Annotated in this window: 11 protein-coding genes; 2 read left to right on the forward strand and 9 right to left on the reverse strand. The window is 73.6% G+C overall.

All coding sequences use genetic code 11. The features are described from left to right. From AB0N63_RS21830 to AB0N63_RS21860, 7 genes are all read right to left on the reverse strand, one after another. Positions 1-196, reverse strand: a 196-nt coding sequence (locus AB0N63_RS21830) for a flavodoxin-dependent (E)-4-hydroxy-3-methylbut-2-enyl-diphosphate synthase (RefSeq protein WP_365530662.1), incomplete at its 3' end; no start/stop codon positions are given. Positions 197-415: 219 nt separating this feature from the next. Next, positions 416-1,708: a site-2 protease family protein gene (locus AB0N63_RS21835; RefSeq protein ID WP_365530822.1), complete on the reverse strand. Its 1,293-nt coding sequence runs from the start codon at positions 1,706-1,708 to the stop codon at positions 416-418. 8 nt (positions 1,709-1,716) lie between these two features. Continuing rightward, positions 1,717-2,976: a 1-deoxy-D-xylulose-5-phosphate reductoisomerase gene (dxr, locus tag AB0N63_RS21840; protein WP_365530663.1), complete on the reverse strand. Its 1,260-nt coding sequence runs from the start codon at positions 2,974-2,976 to the stop codon at positions 1,717-1,719. A 184-nt stretch (positions 2,977-3,160) separates the two neighbouring features. Then, the gene (locus tag AB0N63_RS21845; RefSeq protein ID WP_365530664.1) at positions 3,161-5,101 is read right to left on the reverse strand and encodes an acyl-CoA dehydrogenase family protein; all 1,941 of its coding nucleotides are present in this window, start codon (positions 5,099-5,101) and stop codon (positions 3,161-3,163) included. 329 nt (positions 5,102-5,430) lie between these two features. After that, positions 5,431-6,876 carry an aldehyde dehydrogenase family protein gene (locus tag AB0N63_RS21850; RefSeq protein ID WP_365530665.1) on the reverse strand — a complete coding sequence of 482 codons (1,446 nt, stop codon included), beginning with the start codon at positions 6,874-6,876 and terminating at the stop codon, positions 5,431-5,433. Positions 6,877-7,286: 410 nt separating this feature from the next. Beyond that, positions 7,287-8,954 carry a PucR family transcriptional regulator gene (locus tag AB0N63_RS21855; RefSeq protein ID WP_365530666.1) on the reverse strand — a complete coding sequence of 556 codons (1,668 nt, stop codon included), beginning with the start codon at positions 8,952-8,954 and terminating at the stop codon, positions 7,287-7,289. Positions 8,955-9,130: 176 nt separating this feature from the next. Next, positions 9,131-11,689: an ATP/GTP-binding protein gene (locus tag AB0N63_RS21860; protein ID WP_365530667.1), complete on the reverse strand. Its 2,559-nt coding sequence runs from the start codon at positions 11,687-11,689 to the stop codon at positions 9,131-9,133. A gap of 352 nt (positions 11,690-12,041) precedes the next feature. Between AB0N63_RS21860 and gabT the strand changes: the two genes are divergently transcribed. Further along, positions 12,042-13,376, forward strand: a complete 1,335-nt coding sequence (gabT, locus tag AB0N63_RS21865) for a 4-aminobutyrate--2-oxoglutarate transaminase (RefSeq protein WP_365530668.1) — start codon at positions 12,042-12,044, stop codon at positions 13,374-13,376. A 421-nt stretch (positions 13,377-13,797) separates the two neighbouring features. Here gabT and AB0N63_RS21870 read toward each other — a convergent pair whose 3' ends face one another. Continuing rightward, complete coding sequence (locus AB0N63_RS21870; RefSeq protein WP_365530669.1) at positions 13,798-15,258, reverse strand: hydrolase; 1,461 nt, start codon at positions 15,256-15,258, stop codon at positions 13,798-13,800. Between the two features lie 136 nt (positions 15,259-15,394). Here AB0N63_RS21870 and AB0N63_RS21875 point away from each other — a divergent pair, with 136 nt between their 5' ends. Further along, a complete protein-coding gene (locus tag AB0N63_RS21875; protein ID WP_365530670.1) occupies positions 15,395-16,141 on the forward strand; it encodes a phosphatase PAP2 family protein in 747 nt (248 codons plus the stop codon). Here the strand turns inward: AB0N63_RS21875 and AB0N63_RS21880 are convergent. Continuing rightward, positions 16,080-17,924, reverse strand: coding sequence for a glycoside hydrolase family 18 protein (locus AB0N63_RS21880; RefSeq protein ID WP_365530671.1), 1,845 nt, complete (start codon positions 17,922-17,924; stop codon positions 16,080-16,082). The genes AB0N63_RS21875 and AB0N63_RS21880 overlap by 62 nt on opposite strands. Positions 17,925-17,939: the final 15 nt, after the last annotated feature.

The raw sequence follows: 17,939 nt of genomic DNA on the forward strand, positions 1-17,939 counted from the left end.
GGCACCCCGACGCCGTCAACTCCGCGATCTGCTGCAACGTCGCCCCGATGTCCGACGTACGCGTCGTCGTCATCGACTGCACCGACACCGGCGCGTCCCCGCCCACCGGGACCGTCCCGACCTGGATCTGCCGGCTCTTGCGGCGCTCGGCGAGCTTGGTCGGAACGGACGGCATGCCGAGAGAAATCGCAGTCATCTGCTGTGCAACCCCAAGTCGTGGATCAAGGTCCGGTCCCGTTGAGCGGCGGGCTCCAGGCTTCGAGATTACGGTACGTGGCCCCGCCCCAGCACATCCCACCCGGCAAACCACTCGTTGGTAGGCGGCCGGAGCGGAGCACGGCCCGGCCGCCGGTGAACGCCGGACGGCCAGGGTCCTTCGCGGCCCGCGAGCCCGGCATGATCCGAACGAGAGACCCTAGGAGATCTTGACCGGGTTGACCACGTCGGCGATCAGGACGAGCGCGGTGAAGCAGATGAAGACGCTGGCCACCACATAGGCCACCGGCATCAGCTTCGCCACGTCGAACGGGCCAGGGTCGGGGCGGCGCAGCACCCGCGCCACGTTGCGCCGCAGGGCCTCCCACAGCGCGCCCGCGATATGGCCGCCGTCCAGCGGCAGCAGCGGGAGCATGTTGAACAGGAACAGGGAGAGGTTGAAGCCGGCCACCAGCATCAGGGCCATGGCCAGCTGCTGGGTGGGCGGGATGTCCAGGGTGAAGATCTCGCCGCCGACGCGGGCCGCGCCGACCACGCCCATCGGGGAGTCGGGCTGGCGGGGGGCGCCGTCGAAGGCCGCGTCCCACAGGGCGGGGATCTTGCCGGGCAGGCTCGCGATGGAGTCGACGGCCTCGCCGAGGCGGTCGCCCATCCAGGTCACCGACTGGCCGAAGTCCTGGCGGACGACGCCGGTGGCGGCGCTGAAGCCGAGGAATCCGGCGCTGACATACTGGCCCTCCACGATCCGGCCGCTGGAGTCCTTCCTGGCGACCTGGTTGGTGGCGATCCTCGCGTGCAGGGTGACGTCCTGGCCGCCGCGCTCGACGACGATCGGCACGTCCTTGCCGGGGTTGGCGCGGATGAGGTCGGAGAGGCGGTTCCAGTCGTCGGTCCTGACGCCGTTGAAGGAGACGATGCGGTCGCCGGCCTTCAGGCCCGCGGCGGCGGCCGGGGACGGGGCGTCGCCGGACTTGCAGGTGTCGCGGTTCTCGCTCTGGGCGATGACGCACTTGGAGACCGAGCTGACGGCGGTGGTCTGCTGCGAGATGCCGAAGCCCATCAGGACCGTCAGGAACAGGGCGACCGCGAGGACCAGGTTCATGAAGGGGCCCGCGAACATCACGATGACCCGCTTCCACGGGGCGCGGGTGTAGAACAGGCGCTTCTCGTCGCCCGGCTCCAGCTCCTCGAAGGCCGCCGAGCGGGCGTCCTCGATCATGCCGCGCCAGGGCGAGGTGGAGCGCGCGGCGATCCGGCCGTCGTCGCCCGGCGGGAACATGCCGATCATGCGGATGTAGCCGCCGAACGGGATGGCCTTGATGCCGTACTCCGTCTCGCCCTTCCTGCGCGAGAAGATCGTCGGGCCGAAGCCGACCATGTACTGCGGCACCCGGATGCCGAACAGCTTGGCGGTCGACAGATGCCCCAGCTCGTGCCACGCGATGGAGAACAGCAGGCCGATCACGAAGACGACTATGCCGAGGATCATCATCAGGGACGTCATGCACGCGCCTCCGCGGTCGCCGTCTGCGCTGTCAGTTCCCGGGCCCGGGCGCGCGCCCAGGCCTCCGCTTCGAGGACGTCCGGGACCGTGAGAGAAGTTCCCGTCGCGGGCGTGCCGTGTTCCTCGACCACCTGTGTCACGGTCTCCATGATTGCGTTGAAGGGCAGTGCGCCGCGCAGGAACGCGTCGACGCACTCCTCGTTGGCCGCATTGAACACGGCCGGGGCCGTGCCCGCGAGCCGGCCCACGTGCCGGGCGAGGCCGACGGAGGGGAAGGCCTCGTTGTCGAGGGGGAAGAACTCCCAGGTCGAGGCGGTGCTCCAGTCGAAGGCGGGCGCGGCGTCGGGAACGCGTTCGGGCCAGCCGAGACCGATGGCGATCGGCCCGCCCATGTCGGGGGGCGTCGCCTGCGCGAGGGTGGACCCGTCGGTGAACTCGACCATCGAGTGGACGTACGACTGCGGGTGCACGACGACCTCGATGCGGTCGAAGGGGATGTCGTACAGCAGGTGCGCCTCGATGACCTCCAGGCCCTTGTTGACGAGGGTGGCGGAGTTGACCGTGATCACCGGGCCCATCGCCCAGGTGGGATGGGCGAGGGCGTCCTCGACGGTCACGTCGGCCAGCTCCGTCCTGGTGCGGCCCCGGAAAGGGCCGCCGGAGGCGGTGACGACGAGTCTGCGCACGTCGGCGCGGGCGCCGGCGGCCAGGGCCTGGAAGAGCGCGGCGTGCTCGGAGTCGACCGGGATGATCTGGCCGGGCTTCGCGAGCGCCTTGACCAGGGGGCCGCCGACGATGAGCGACTCCTTGTTGGCGAGCGCGAGGGTGCGGCCCGCCTCCAGGGCGGCGAGGGTCGGGGCGAGGCCGATGGAGCCGGTGATGCCGTTGAGGACGGTGTGGCACTCGGAGGCGGCGACCCGGGTGGCCGCGTCGGGGCCGGCCAGGATCTCCGGCAGCGGCTCGCCGGTGCCGTACTCGGCGCTCAGCGCCTCGCGCAGGGCCGGTACGACGTCCTCGCGGGCCACCGCGACGGCCCGGACCCGCAGCCGGCGGGCCTGCTCGGCGAGGAGACCGACCCGGCCGCCGTTGGCGGACAGCGCGGTGACCCGGAAGCGGTCCGGGTTGCGCAGCACGAGGTCGATGGCCTGGGTGCCGATGGAGCCGGTGGACCCGAGGACCACCACGTCCTTGGGGCCGTCACCGGCGGGGTCGAAGACGAGGTGCGGATCGGCGAGAGGGGCTGGACTGTCGCTCATCCCCCCATTGTGGCCGCACCGGCCCCGTCTTCCGACAGCGCGTCCCCCGGGCGGGTTGGGGCGGTGGTCCCGCCCGGTGCCGGGGTCCCGCCCGGGGCGGGGGCGCGGCACGGTGGCTGGGGCCCGTCGTGACGGCGGGCCCCAGCGGGAGCGGACGCGGCAAGGCCCCGCCGGGGCGGGCCGGTCAGCGGATGGGGCGGTGGACGTTCTTGCCGCGGCTCGGGCCGGGGGGCGTCTCGGCGATCCACGGGCCGTCGTCCGAGGGGTCGACGACGCCCTGCTCCAGCCACTCGTAGACGCCGCCGAGGACGCCCTTGACGACCGTGCGGTCCAGGTCGTCGGTGTTGGTCCACAGGCGGTCGAAGAGTTCGCCGACCCGGATGCGGGACTGGCGGCAGAAGGCGTCGGCGAGCTGGTAGGCCTCGCGGCCGTGCTCGCCCCGGCTCCGCAGGAGCTCGGCGCGTACGCAGGCCGCGCTCATCGCGAACAGTTCGGCGCCGATGTCGACGATCCGGCCCAGGAAGCCCTGCTTGGTCTCCATCCGGCCCTGCCAGCGGGACATGGCGTAGAAGGTGGAGCGGGCGAGCTTGCGGGCGGTGCGTTCGACGTAGCGCAGGTGCCCGGACAGGTCGACGTGCCCGGCCGGGTGGAACTCGGCGTAGGCGCCGGGGAGCTGCCCGGGTCCGGCGACCAGCCGGGGCAGCCACTTGGCGTAGAAGAGGCCCGCGTTCGCGCCCGCCTTCGCCTTGTCCTGGAGGGACTTGCCGGGGTCGATGAGGTCGCCGGCGACCGAGAGGTGGGCGTCGACGGCCTCCCGCGCGATCAACAGGTGCATGATCTCGGTGGAGCCCTCGAAGATGCGGTTGATGCGCAGGTCGCGCAGCATCTGCTCGGCGGGAACGGCGCGTTCGCCGCGGGCGGCGAGCGAGGCGGCGGTCTCGAAGCCGCGGCCGCCGCGGATCTGGACCAGCTCGTCGGCCATCTTCCAGGCCATCTCCGAGCCGTACAGCTTGGCGAGGGCGGCCTCGATGCGGATGTCGTTGCGGTTCTCGTCGGCCATCTGGGAGGACAGTTCGAGGACGGCCTCCAGGGCGAAGGTGGTGGCCGCGATGAAGGAGATCTTCGAGCCGACGGCCTCGTGCAGCGCGACCGGCTTGCCCCACTGCTCGCGGGCCGCGGACCACTCGCGGGCGATCTTCAGGCACCACTTGCCGGCGCCGGCGCACATCGCGGGCAGGGAGAGGCGGCCCGTGTTGAGGGTGGTCAGGGCGATCCTGAGGCCCTGGCCCTCCTCGCCGATGCGGTTCGCGGCCGGGACGCGCACCTGGTGGAAGCGGGTGACGCCGTTCTCGATGCCGCGCAGGCCCATGAAGGCGTTGCGGTTCTCCACCGTGACGCCTTCTGAGCCGGCCTCCACGACGAAGGCGGTGATGCCGCCGCGGTGCCCCTCGGACTCCGGCACCCGCGCCATGACGACGAGGAGGTCGGCCACCACCCCGTTGGTCGTCCACAGCTTGACGCCGTCCAGGACGTAGTCGTCGCCGTCCGGGACGGCCGAGGTCGCCAGGCGCGCCGGGTCGGAGCCGACGTCCGGCTCGGTGAGGAGGAAGGCGGAGATGTCGGTGCGGGCGCAGCGCGGCAGGAAGGCGTCCTTCTGCTCCTGGGTGCCGAACATCTTCAGCGGCTGCGGTACGCCGATCGACTGGTGCGCGGACAGCAGCGCGCCGATCGCGGAGCTGGCGGAGCCGGCCAGGGCGAGCGCCTTGTTGTAGTACACCTGGGTGAGACCGAGACCGCCGTACTTGGTGTCGATCTTCATGCCGAGCGCGCCGATCTCCTTGAGCCCCGTGATCACGTCGTCGGGGATGCGCGCGTCGCGTTCGATGCGGGCCGCGTCGACCTTGGTCTCGCAGAAGTCGCGGAGCTTGGCGAGGAACTCCTCGCCGCGCTGGACGTCCTCGTCGGCGGGCAGCGGGTGGGGGTGGATGAGGTCGAGGCGGAAACGGCCGAGGAACAGTTCCTTGGCGAAACTGGGTTTGCGCCAGTCCTGCTCCCGTGCGGCCTCCGCCACCTCGCGCGCCTCGCGCTCGGTGACGGTGGGTTTCCTGGACGTTGGTGCGGACATGAGGCTCACCTCGCCGCGAAGAGGGCTGTGGGGGACGTTCGTTACCGACCGGTGCTACTCGTACGTATGTACCCGAACACGGACCGGTCTCACCTTCCCGCGTCCGCCCGGACGCCCGTGGTTTCACCGTGGGTGTCCGGGCGGACGCGGAGCGGGTTCGTCCAGCATCGCGCCGTACGGCCGCGGTGGCCAGTCGTGCGGGCCCGGCGGCGTACGGCACGGCCGGCCGGCGGCCCCGGTGGCATGGGACGACGACGGCCGGAGCCCCCGCACACGGGCTCCGGCCGTCGTCGTCCCACCGGTCACCGGGTCGGCGACCTGGGGCGGTCCTACAGGGCGAGGCCCGTCAGGACGAGGACGCGCTCGTAGGTGTAGTCGTCCATCGCGTAGCGCACGCCCTCGCGGCCCACGCCGGACTGCTTGGCGCCGCCGTACGGCATCTGGTCGGCGCGGTAGGAGGGGACGTCGCCGATGACGACGCCGCCGACCTCCAGGGCGCGGTGGGCGCGGAAGGCGGCCTGGAGGTCGTGCGTGAACACACCCGCCTGGAGGCCGTACTTGGAGGAGTTGACGGTGGCGAACGCCTCGGCCTCCCCGTCGGCCTTCTGTACGGTCAGCACCGGGCCGAAGACCTCCTCGCGGGCGATGGTCGCGTCGGCCGGGACACCGGCGAGGACGGTCGGCGCGTAGGAGGCGCCGTCGCGCTTGCCGCCGGTGAGCAGGGCGGCGCCGGCCTCCACGGCCTCGTCCACCCAGGACTCCACCCGCTTGGCGGCGTCCTCGCTGACCAGCGGGCCGACGTCCGTCTTCGGGTCGGACGGGTCGCCGGTGACCTGCGCCTCGACGGCGGCGACGATGCGCGGCAGCAGCCGGTCGTAGACCGAGGCGTCGGCGATCACGCGCTGCACCGAGATGCAGGACTGGCCGCCCTGGTAGTTGGAGAAGGTCGCGATGCGGTTCGCGGCCCAGTCCAGGTCCTCGTCGCTCGTCCAGTCGGCGAGGACGACGGCCGCGCCGTTGCCGCCCAGTTCCAGGGTGCAGTGCTTGCGCGGCACCGAGTCCATGATCGCGTAGCCGACCTTCTCCGAACCGGTGAAGGAGATGACCGGCAGCCGCTCGTCCTGGACGAGGGCGGGCATCTTGTCGTTGGCGACCGGCAGGATGCTCCAGGAGCCGGCCGGCAGCTCGGTCTCGGCCAGCAGCTCGCCGAGGATCAGGCCGGACAGCGGGGTGGCCGGGGCCGGCTTGAGGATGATCGGGACGCCGGCGGCGATGGCCGGGGCGACCTTGTGCGCGCACAGGTTCAGCGGGAAGTTGAACGGCGCGATGCCGAGGACGACGCCCTTGGGGAAGCGGCGGGTGAGGGCGAGGCGGCCCTGGCCGCCGCCGTCGGTGTCCAGGCGCTGGGCCTCGCCGCCGTTGAAGCGGCGGGCCTCCTCCGCGGCGAACCGGAACACCGAGACCGCGCGGCCGACCTCGCCGCGGGCCCACTTGACGGGCTTGCCGTTCTCGGCGGAGATCAGCTGGGCGATCTCCTCGCTGCGCTCGGTGAGGCGCTTGCCGACATGGTCCAGGGCGGCGGCGCGTACGTGGGCGGGGGTGGCGGCGAACTCGTCCAGCGCGGCGTGCGCGGCGGCCACGGCCTCCTCGACCTGGGCGTCGGTCGGCACGCCGACCGTGCCGACCAGCCGGCCGTCCCACGGGGAGGTGACGTCGAAGGTGTCCTCGCCGGTGACCTGGCGGCCGGCGAGCCAGAAGGCGGTGGTGGAAGTCATTGTGACGAGTCCCGGCCCTTCCGCGGTTGGGGGTGGTCTGCTTGCGACGACAACGGTAGGGCGGGACCGGCTTCCCGGCGCTTGTCCGGGGTGGAGCAGTGGGGGGCGGGTGTACGCCGGATTGGCACAGGGTGGCTGCCGCCGGCTGACGGGGCGAAGTGGCTGCCGCCGGGCCGAGGGACCCGGGGAGCGCCGCCGGGTGGGGACCGTTGGCTGCCGCTGGGGGGCGGGTGGGCGTCTCGGTGCCGGTGGTGGGCGCGGCGGAGCGCCCCCGGGGCCCGGCCGGGGGCCGCTCCGGCAGGCCGGCGGCCGGGGCTCGTCCGTGGTCGTCCGCGCGGCGAGGGTCGCCGGACCGGCGCCGGGCGGGCGCACCGCTGGTCCGGGGACGGTCACGGCCGGCCCCGGGGAGGCTACGGGTGGTCCGGGGACGTCGTCTTGAGGGCCAGCCAGAGTTCCATGCGGACGTCCGGGTCGTCCAGGGAGCGGCCGAGGATCTCCTCGACGCGGCGCATGCGGTAGCGCAGGGTGTGGCGGTGGACGCCGAGGTCGGCGGCGGCCGCGTCCCACTGGCCGTGGCGCGAGAGCCAGGCCCGCAGCGAGGCGACCAGGTCGCCGCGGCCGGTGGCGTCGTGCTCGTACAGGGCCCGCAGCAGTCCGTCCGCGAAGGCCCGTACCGCGTCGTCCGCGAGCAGCGGCAGGACGGAGCCCGAGGCCAGCTGTTCGTGCTCGACGAGGACGCGGCCGCGCCGCCGGGCCACCGACAGCGCCTGCTCGGCCTGCTTGTAGGCGGCGGCCGCGGCGATCGGGCCGGCCGGCGCGGACAGGCCGACGACCAGTTCGTCCTCCTCGCTGGCCCGCTGCTCGGGCGCCGCCGCCCGCGCGGCCTCCAGCGCGGCGGCGTGCTCCGCGCAGGCGGCGACGGCCGCGCTGCCGTCCCCGGCGAGCACCACCAGGCGCTCCCCGTCCGGGACGACCAGCACCGCCTCCCCGGAGCGGGCGGCGGCCGCCTCCACGATCTCGGCGAGGCCCGCGAGCGGGTCGCCGCCCAAAGCGGCGGGCAGCGCAGCCGCCGGGGCGGCCTTGGCGGGCGGCACGCGCGCGTGCCCGTCCGCGTGCGCCCGCGCGGCCGACGCCGAGGCGGACTCGGCGACGAGGACCCGGAACGGCGCGTCGAGCAGCCCGCCGTACAGGTCCCCGGCGACGGCGCGGGCGTGGTCGGGCTGCCCGGCCAGCAGCATCCGCAGGACGGCCGCGCCGATCCGCTGCTCGGCGGCGTGCAGTGAGCGCGAGCGTTCGGTGGTGAGGGTGAGCAGGGCGATGGCGGAGTGCACGGCGTACCGCTCGGCGGTGCCCAGCGGCGCTGCGGTGCCGACCGCGAGCGCGGCACGCGGGCGGCGGCCGGTGCCGATGGAGTGCAGTTCGACGCGGTCCTCGGTGTCGGGGCCGCCGACCACGGCGGAGGCGGGCGCGGGCCGGTCGCGCAGCCGTTCGACATCGGCGGTGAGCCGGGCGGCCCGGCGGCCCGCCCACTCGGGTGCCGTGGCGACGACGGCGCCCGAGGCGTCGTAGAGCGCCGCCCAGCCGTCCACCTGCGCGGCGAGCGCGGCGAGCAGCCCCTCCGGGCCGGAGTTCAGGGCCTGCCGGGTCAGTTCCCGCTGTGCGGCGAAGCCGGCCGTGACCGCCCGGTACTGGTCGGCGGCGATGGCTGCGGAGACGGCCTTGCTGATGGCGAGGAACGGGGTGCGCCGGGGCACCTCCAGCAACGGCAGCCCCTCCGTCTCGGCCGCCTCGACCAGCGCGGCCGGGATCTCGTCGTAGTTCACCCCGACGGCGAAGCCGAGCCCCACCACACCGGCGCCGGCCAGCCGCTTCACATAGCGGCGCATCGCCTCACGGTCCTCGGCGTCCAGCTTGAGCGCGGTGATCAGCAGCAGCTCGCCGCCCTCCATGTACGGCACGGGGTCGGCCAGCTCGCTGACGTGCGCCCAGCGGACGGGCACGTCCAGGCGGTCCCCGCCCGCGCGCACGGTCAGCTTGAGCGCGGAGTGGTTCACGAGCGAGGCGAGCGTCGGGGGCATGAGGCCTTCAGATCTGCGGAGGTCGGGTGAGGGATGTGGCGTTTTGGCCGCCACGTATGAACGACCTCTGTCGATTGTGCCTCACCGTACGGTCGGCGCGAGTCGGTACGTCCGCCTCGGCGGGCCCGCCCCCGGCGCATACGGGAGGGCGCGCCCGGGTGCGCGCTCGTCCCGGCTCAGCCCCGCAGGTCCACCAGCAGCGGCGGCGCGTGCTCGCCGCTCACGCTGGTCAGCGACAGCACCGCGTGGCCCGGCGGGAGCTCGTGGGCCAGCTGGGAGGCGGACCAGCGCTCGCGCTCGACCTGCTTGGTGGTGACCGCGTCGGTGGTGACGGCCTTGCCGGTGACCAGCTTGCGCAGGGCGTGCAGGGCGCGGGTCATCGGCTGGTCGGCGAAGACGGTGTGCTTGGCGACCTCCTTGGTCTCCACCCATTCGGTGCCCCAGGCGTGCGCGAACCGGCTGCCGTCCCAGGTGGTGACCCCGGCCAGCGCCATCCGGCAGCCGACGGCCCCCAGCAGCGGGCCGTGCAGCGCCTCGGGCACGTCGGCGACGGTGCGCAGCGCGAGCACGACGCCGGCGTTCTGCGCGCGCAGCCGCTGGATGCGGCGCACGGACTCGGGGGTGACGGTGCCGGTGGCGTCGTCGAGGACCAGGAAGGCGGCGTGGGCGCGCCCGGTGTCGCGTACGACGGTGTGGAACTGTGCGAGGACCAGCCGGGTGATCAGCCGTGACGCCTCCTCGTGGCCGCGCTCGGGCAGGTCGATGCGTACCCGCAGCGGGTGGTGGGCGACGGCGCGCAGCGAGAAGGGCCGGCCGCCGCCCTCCCCGGCGCCGAAGAAGTCGGCGAAGACCGGCCGGTCCAGCAGGGCGAGCCGGCCGGCGAGCGCCGGGCCCGCGTCGGCGGGGGTGCCGGCCTGCCGCATCCGGGCGTCCAGCTCGCGGCGCATCACCGCGTGCTCGTCGGCCGCGAGCCCCGCGCGCAGCGCGGCCAGCGCGCCCGGCTCGCCCTCCAGCAGCTCGCGCAGCACGGGCAGCGGCGGGAAGCGGCCGTGGACGGCCCGGTAGGGGCCGAGGAGCTGGGCGAGGGCGACCGCGGCGCCGCGCGCGCTGACCCCGCCGACGCCGTCGAGGTCGCCGACCAGCGCTTCGGCGAGGAAGGCGGCGGCCTCGTCGGGGTCGTCGGACTCGGCGTAGGGGTCGAGGTCGTGGACGGAGGCGCGGTCGCCGATCCGCACGACCACGTCGTAGGCCGCGTCCCGGCCGAGCGGCGCTCCGGCGGCCGAGACGGCGACCACCGCGCACCGGCCGGTGAGGGCCTGGAGGGCGAGGGTCTCGGTGACCGGTCCGGTGACGTGCCGGGTCTTGCCGGAGCCGGGCGGGCCCACCAGGAGCAGGGAGGTGCCGAGCAGATCGGCGCCGAGGGCCGCGCCGGCGTCGTGGTAGGCGCGCGGGGTGCGTTCCGCGGGCACCCAGCGGCCGAGGCGCACCTGCCCTTCCAGCAGGTCGTGGCGGGCGGTGCGGGCGGGCAGGTCGCGGGCGCCGGAGGGGTGGGTCCAGGCGGCGCCGCCGTGGTGCAGCACGGTGTCGGCGAAGGCGGCCGGGCGGCCCTCGCGGCGGGCCTCGGTCCAGGCGCGCTCCACGCGGGCGCAGTCCACGTCGTTCATCCGGCCGCCGGCCACCTCGTCGGTGAGCAGGTCGGCGGCCTGGTGCTGGCCGGCGCGGCGCAGCTCGGGCCACTGGGAGCGGGGCAGGTCGGCGGGCGGCGGGGCGGCGGGGTCGGCGGCGGCGCGGCGGCGGGCGGCGAGTTCGCGGCCGTAGGACCACCAGCCGCCGACGCGGGCGAACGGCCACACCACCAGCGCGGTCAGCACCGCGTACAGGCTGTCGGTGAACAGCCGGGAGGCGAACAGGTCGTAGCCGCCGGAGATCAGCACGACGAGGGAGAAGACGGGGTCGACGACGGGCAGCGGGTCCCAGCCGACCAGCGGGAAGGCGCTCGGGAAGACCAGGCTGAGCGCGCCGAGGGCGGCGACGGCGGCGTACAGGGCACGGGCGGGCTGCGGGCGGCGGCCGATGAAGTGGCGGACGACCTCGGGCCAGCTGCCGAGCCGGGCGACGGCGTAGACGAGGACGGCGAAGAAGAGGCCGTCGTAGACCACCCGGGCCTCGCGGCCCTCCATGCCCTTGGGCGAGACGGTACCGGCCCACCACCAGTCGGAGGGGGTGAACAGTTTCAGCGGGGCCGCCTCGTAGGGCACGGCGCCCTGCCGCCACAGGGACCACACGAGCAGGGCGAGGACGAGCGGGACGAGCAGGCCGACGACGGTGATCGAGGGCAGCCGGTCCGGGGCGGCTTCCTTGGGCGGGCGGTGGCCGAAGCGCCAGACGCCGGGGGCGGCGGCGGGGCGGGGGGTGTCGAGCCAGTCGGCGACGGCGGCACGGGGGGCGGGTGCGGGGGCGTACGACGGCTGCCCCGGACTCCCCGGGCCCTGCGGCCCCGGGCCGTACGGCGGCCGGTCGTGCGCGCCCGGGGGGTCCGCGGGGCGGGGCGGGGGCGCGGGGGCCTGCGGGGGCTGGGGCGGGGCGTACCGCGGCGCGGCGGGGGGGATGTACGGCGGCCGGCCGTGGCCGCCGGGCGGCGCGGCGGGCGGGGTCTCCCGTGGCACCGCCGGGCGGGGCACGGGGTGCGCGTGCTTCGGGTGCGTCCCCCGGGCGTCCTGCGTCCCGTCGTCCATCTGCCGTGCCCCCTGAGCAGCCGTTCCGTCACCGTCATCGAGTCGATCCGCGAGTCAATCTAACGCCCCGGCACGGGGGAGTTCACCGCCCGCGCGCGAAGGCGCTGGCCGGGCGGCGGCCCGCCGCCGCGCAGGGACGCGCTCCCCCTTCTATATCCATCTCGGACAACCGCGAGCACCGACAACGCCCACATGGAGCATGCCCACCCCTTCCCCGCCGCCCTAATCTGCGAGAAAACAAGGAAAGCGTCCGAAAAACATCCCCGGTACGCGCCTCGTACACGCCGGAGCACGGCCCCCGTCGGGCCACCCGGGCCGTACGCCCCCGCACGATCTCATCAGGGAGCCCCCCATGACCGCACTTGAGCAGGAGCGCCGCGTCGTCACCGCCATCCCCGGCCCGAAGTCGCAGGAGCTGCAGGCCCGTCGTACCGCCGCGGTCGCGCAGGGCGTGGGCTCCACGCTGCCGGTCTTCGTCACCCGGGCCGGCGGCGGCATCATCGAGGACGTCGACGGCAACCGGATCATCGACTTCGGTTCCGGTATCGCCGTGACCAGCGTCGGCGCGTCCGCCGAGGCGGTCGTGCGCCGTGCCTCCGCGCAGCTCGCCGACTTCACCCACACGTGTTTCATGGTCACCCCGTACGAGGGCTACGTGGCCGTCGCCGAGGCGCTGGCCGAGCTGACGCCGGGTGACCACGCGAAGAAGTCGGCCCTGTTCAACAGCGGCGCCGAGGCCGTCGAGAACGCGGTGAAGATCGCCCGCGCGTACACCAAGCGCCCGGCGGTCGTGGTCTTCGACCACGGCTACCACGGCCGGACGAACCTCACCATGGCGCTGACGGCGAAGAACATGCCGTACAAGCACGGCTTCGGCCCGTTCGCGCCCGAGGTCTACCGCGTCCCGGTCGCCTACGGCTACCGCTGGCCGACCGGCCCGGAGAACGCGGGCCCGGAGGCCGCCGCGCAGGCCATCGACCAGATCACCAAGCAGGTCGGCGCGGAGAACGTGGCCGCGATCATCATCGAGCCGGTGCTCGGCGAGGGCGGCTTCATCGAGCCGGCCAAGGGCTTCCTGCCCGCGATCCGCCAGTTCGCCGCCGACAACGGCATCGTCTTCGTCGCCGACGAGATCCAGTCCGGCTTCTGCCGCACCGGCCAGTGGTTCGCCTGCGAGGACGAGGGCATCGTCCCGGACCTGATCACCACCGCGAAGGGCATCGCCGGCGGTCTGCCGCTGGCCGCCGTGACCGGCCGCGCCGAGATCATGGACGCGGCGCACGCGGGCGGCCTGGGCGGCACCTACGGCGGCAACCCGGTCGCCTGCGCGGGCGCGCTGGGCGCGATCGAGACGATGAGGGAGCTGGACCTCAACGGGAAGGCCAGGCGCATCGAGGAGGTCATGAAGGCCCGCCTCGGCGCCATGGCCGACAAGTTCGACGTGATCGGCGAGGTCCGCGGCCGCGGCGCGATGATCGCGATCGAGCTGGTCAAGGACCGCGACACCAAGGAGCCGAACCCGGAGGCGGCCGGCGCGCTGGCCAAGGCCTGCCACGCCGAGGGCCTGCTGGTCCTGACCTGTGGCACCTACGGCAACGTGCTGCGCTTCCTGCCCCCGCTGGTCATCGGCGAGGACCTGCTGAACGAGGGTCTCGACATCATCGAGCAGGCGTTCGCGCGCATCTGAGCGGCGGGTACGCCCATCGGGCGCGCCCGGCGGCAGACCGTGTGAAGAAGGTGTGGGAGGAGGATGGCGGGTCACCGTTCCCGCTGTCCTCGGCCCCTTCGCTGCCGTAGGTTCTACGGCAGATGAGAGATACACCCGCCCACAGGCGACTGTGGGCGACCCCGGGCCGTCGCCTCCCCAGCTTCGACCTGGCCGTGCCTCGCGCACACCGGAGCCTCCGGGTTCCGGATCTCCTCACCGATCGGACGGTCGCCGCCCCAAACCCCCCGGGGCGCGCGACGTTCCGTTCCGATCAGGACGGTCACCCGCAGACGTTCGGAACGACCGCTCCCAGAAGGGCCGACGCGAATCCCCCCCTCGCGTCGGCCCTTCTGCGTATCGCCCCCACCGCCTCCGCACCCTCGACGGCGGGCGGTTCCGGTCACACCGTGAGCCTGATGGCTTCGATCCACAGGTTGTTGTCGTGGGTGCCGACGTAGGTGAGGTCGAGCGCGTCCCCGGGCTTGTCGCACGCCATGCCGAGCCAGGAGCCGTCGTGGATGTAGGAGGTCTGGCAGACGGTGCTCTTGCCGCCGTCGACGTTGATGGGGAACCCCAGCATGTGCGGGGCGTCCTTCTCGGTGCTGCCGACGTAGTTGTCGACGCCGTCGGCGGCGGCCGACCACGGATCGGGCCAGGTCCCCGTGCCGTCTGTCGACGTGGGGTTGTGGACGAAGGCGGCGCCGGATGTGCCGTTGGTTCCGGCCACCGCGATGTTGACGGCCGTGGTCGGCTTCCCCGAGCCCGCCGTGCCCGCCGTCTCGCCGTCGCACGCGACGTCGGACCAGCCCTTGCCCGCCGTGTAGATCCGGTAGCAGATGTGCTTCTTGTCCGGCTCCTGCGCGGCCAGTCGCTGGACGGCGGTCGCCGCGGTCCTCTCCGGGGCCTTCTTCTCCTTCTCCTCGGAACCGCCGCCTCCCGCCCCGGCTCCGTCACCCTTTCCGGTCCCGGCTCCGGCTCCGTCTCCACCGGCCTGTGGCGCCTCGGTCGCGGCCGGCGGCGCAGGGACGTTGGAGGCCGGGGCCTTCGGCGCCTGGGGGGGCGGTGAGGCGGCGGGCGGGAGCGTGCTGCCGACCTCGGCGGCCTTCTCGGTGGCGCCGCTGGCGACGTTGGGTCTGTAGGCGATCCACAGCATCGTGAAGGTGATGCCGAGGGCCAGGAAGACGCCGAAGAAGGTGGCCAGCCAGCGGGGCAGGAACCCGCGCTGGACGTACGTGCCCTCCACCGGCAGCGGGTTCACACCGGAACGCTGCACGGCCAGGGTGTACGGCCGCTGCTCCTTCCCGCCGAACCAGATGATCTTCCGGGGCTTGAGCGTCGCCTTCACGAACGCCGCACGGCCCGGCTCGATCTGCACATTGCTCGGGCGGATGTCGTACGACAACTGGTCACCGTTGTCGCTGCCGCCGACCGACGCGGTGACCTTCGTGTTGCCGAGATTGTCCACCGCCAGGCGCGGGCGCCCCCGGAACCGGCCCTTCACCGTCGGCGGCACGAGTTCCGCGCGCACCTCGGTGAACGGGGTGATGGTGAGGTTCCCCTCCGGGACCGTCACCGCCTCCGGATGCTCGGTCGGCGTGATCCGCACCGCGTACGGATTCGGACCCGCCGTCGCGTCCGGGGTGCGCGGCGGCGCGAACGTCAGCTCCACCGCCCCCGTCGTACCCGGGTACAACCGCAGCGACGGCGGCTCCACGACGGCCCAGGGCGCGAGGGGCCCCACCGCCTCGAAGCGGTACTCGTCCACCACGTCACCGGTGTTGCGCAACCGCAGCCGCACAGTCGTACTGCCACCCGGATCCACGGTCGCGGAGGCGGGCTCGAGGGAGGTCCAGAGGCTCACTCCCGGACTTAAACATGGCGACGGCGCCGGGTCAGGAAGCCACGGGGCACGGTGGATGCCCGAACAGGCGCGACCGGTTGCCCCAGACGTCCCACCGTCGCCGGTCACGGCCCGCCGGGCTGGGAAGCTGTACGGCATGTCGACCTCGCGGGACCAGCAGCACGAGCACGCCTCCGCCGCACGGGACGGAGCGCGTCGCTTCCCGGCGCGGCCGGGCCGGGGACGTCCGCTGATCGCCGGACTCGTCGGGCTGCCGGCCGTCCTCTTCGCGCTCATCACGTGGCAGGTGGCGGACAAGGGGCCGCTGCTCGGGGCGGACCGGCGGGTCAGCCGTGCTCTCCTGCGGCCCGACCGGGCCTCGGAGTGGCTCTCCGACCTCGGGAACGTGCAGGTGGCGGTGCCGGTGCTCGTGGTCGTGGCGGGGTACGCCGCCTGGCGGGGGCGGAGGGCGGCGGTCGGGCGCTGGTGGGCGGCGTCTCTCGGGGCGGCCCTGCTCATGGCCGCCCTGCCCGTGTTCGTCGTGCCCGTCAAGGAATGGGTCGGGCGGCACGGGACCTCCGCCGTGCCGCCCGGTACCGGGTACTACCCCTCGGGACACACCGCGACCGCCGCGGTCGCCTACGGGGGCGCGGTGCTCGTGCTCCTTCCATGGCTGCGTTCGGCGTTCGCGCGGCGCGCGGCCGTCGGGGTGGCGGCCGCGCTGGTGCTCGCGGTGTCGTACGGGCTGGTGCGGCGCGGCTACCACTGGCCGCTGGACGTGGTGGCCAGCTGGTGCCTGTGCGCCGTGCTGCTGACCGGCCTGTGGCTGGTGCTGCGGCGGCTCAGCCGAAGTACGAGTCGAACGTGTTCTGGAACTGCCAGCCGCCGAACCGGTCCCAGTTGACCGACCACGTCATCAGGCCGCGCAGGGCCGGCCAGGTGCCGTGGGTGGCGTAGGAGCCGCAGTCGGTCTTCTTGGTCAGGCAGTTGAGGGCCTTGGTGACCTCGGCGGGGGCGACATAGCCGTTGCCCGCCTGGGTGGAGGCCGGCATGCCGATGGCGACCTGGTCGGGGCGCAGCGGCGGGAACACGTTGTTCGCGTCGCCGGCCACCGGGAAGCCGGTCAGCAGCATGTCGGTCATCGCGATGTGGAAGTCCGCGCCGCCCATGGAGTGGTACTGGTTGTCCAGGCCCATGATCGAGCCCGAGTTGTAGTCCTGGACGTGCAGCAGCGTCAGGTCGTCGCGCAGGGCGTAGATCACCGGGAGGTAGGCGCCGCAGCGCGGGTCCTGGCCGCCCCACTTGCCGGAGCCGTAGTACTGGTAGCCCATCTGGACGAAGAACGTCTCCGGCGCCGCCGTCAGCACGAACTTCGAGCCGTACTTCGCCTTGAGGGTCTTGATCGCCGAGATCAGGTTGACGATCACCGGGGTGGTCGGGTTCCGGAAGTCGGTGTCGCCCGTGTTCAGGGACAGGGAGTGGCCCTCGAAGTCGATGTCGAGGCCGTCCAGACCGTACTCGTCGATGATCTTCGAGACGGAGGAGACGAAGGTGTCCCGCGCGGCCGTCGTGGTCAGCTGGACCTGGCCGTTCTGGCCGCCGATGGAGATCAGGACCTTCTTGCCGGCCGCCTGCTTGGCCTTGATGGCGGCCTTGAAGTCGGCGTCGCTCTCCACGTTCGGGCACTCGGTGACCGGGCAGCGGGTGAAGCGGATGTCGCCGGAGGTGACCGAGGTGGGCTCGCCGAAGGCCAGGTCGATGACGTCCCAGCTGTCGGGCACGTCGGCCATGCGGGTGTAGCCGGAGCCGTTGGCGAAGCTGGCGTGCAGGTAGCCGACCAGGGCGTGCGGGGGCAGGTTCGGACTGCCGCCCCCGCCACCGGGGTTGCCCGGGTCCACCGCGGTCGTCGCCGCCACCGGCGCCGACTTCGCGGACTCGCCCGCGGCGTTGACCGCGGTGACCTGGAAGCTGTAGGCGGTGGCGGCCGTCAGGCCGCTGACGGTCGCCGAAGTGCCGTTCACCGTCTGGACCCTGGCGCCGTCGCGGTAGACCGCGTAGCTCGTCGCACCGGTCGCCGCCGACCAGGACAGGGCCACGCTGGTGGCGGTGACCGTGCCGGCCTTCAGGCCGGTGGGCGCGGCGGGCGGCTGCTGGGTGGAGCCGCCGCCCCCGGGGCCGACCAGGGACACGTCGTCGGCGTAGTAGGCGCCGGTGCCGTACCAGCCATGGGTGTAGATCGTGACCTGGGTGGTGTTCGCGCCGGTCTTGAAGGTGGTGGTCAGCTGCTGCCAGTCGGCGGCGGACTGGGTCCAGTTGTAGACGTCGGTGGTGCCGGTGCCGCTCGCGCCGAGGTAGACGTACGAGCCGCGCACCCAGCCCGACAGCGTGTACTGCGAGTTGGGCTGCACCGGGACCGTCTGCGCGCACTGGGCGTTGTCGCTGCCGGCCGGGGTGGCCTGGAGGGCGGCCGTGCCGGTGCGGACGGGGCTGGTCACGGTCTTGCCGGCCGTGCAGTTCCAGCCGTCCAGACCGGATTCGAAGCCGCCGTTGCGCGCGAGGTCCGCGTCGGCCGCCCGGGCGGTCGTCGACAGGGCGGTGAGGCCTGGGGCGGCCAGCAGCGTGGCGGTGAGCGCGGCGAGCAGCCGGCGCCTGGCGGGTCTGGGTCTGTCGCGAACCTCGGGAACCACAAGTGCCTCCGGGCA

Origin of the sequence: Streptomyces sp. NPDC093260, from assembly GCF_040683715.1 — a bacterium.
Taxonomy (GTDB): Bacteria; Actinomycetota; Actinomycetes; order Streptomycetales; family Streptomycetaceae; genus Streptomyces; species Streptomyces sennicomposti.

Excerpts from the sequence above, each read along its gene's own strand:
- AB0N63_RS21835 (WP_365530822.1), bottom strand. The coding sequence starts at position 1,708 with ATGATGATCCTCGGCATAGTCGTCTTCGTGATCGGCCTGCTGTTCTCC.
- dxr (WP_365530663.1), bottom strand. The coding sequence starts at position 2,976 with ATGAGCGACAGTCCAGCCCCTCTCGCCGATCCGCACCTCGTCTTCGAC.
- AB0N63_RS21845 (WP_365530664.1), bottom strand. The coding sequence starts at position 5,101 with ATGTCCGCACCAACGTCCAGGAAACCCACCGTCACCGAGCGCGAGGCG.
- AB0N63_RS21850 (WP_365530665.1), bottom strand. The coding sequence starts at position 6,876 with ATGACTTCCACCACCGCCTTCTGGCTCGCCGGCCGCCAGGTCACCGGC.
- AB0N63_RS21855 (WP_365530666.1), bottom strand. The coding sequence starts at position 8,954 with ATGCCCCCGACGCTCGCCTCGCTCGTGAACCACTCCGCGCTCAAGCTG.
- AB0N63_RS21860 (WP_365530667.1), bottom strand. The coding sequence starts at position 11,689 with ATGGACGACGGGACGCAGGACGCCCGGGGGACGCACCCGAAGCACGCG.
- gabT (WP_365530668.1), top strand. The coding sequence starts at position 12,042 with ATGACCGCACTTGAGCAGGAGCGCCGCGTCGTCACCGCCATCCCCGGC.
- AB0N63_RS21875 (WP_365530670.1), top strand. The coding sequence starts at position 15,395 with ATGTCGACCTCGCGGGACCAGCAGCACGAGCACGCCTCCGCCGCACGG.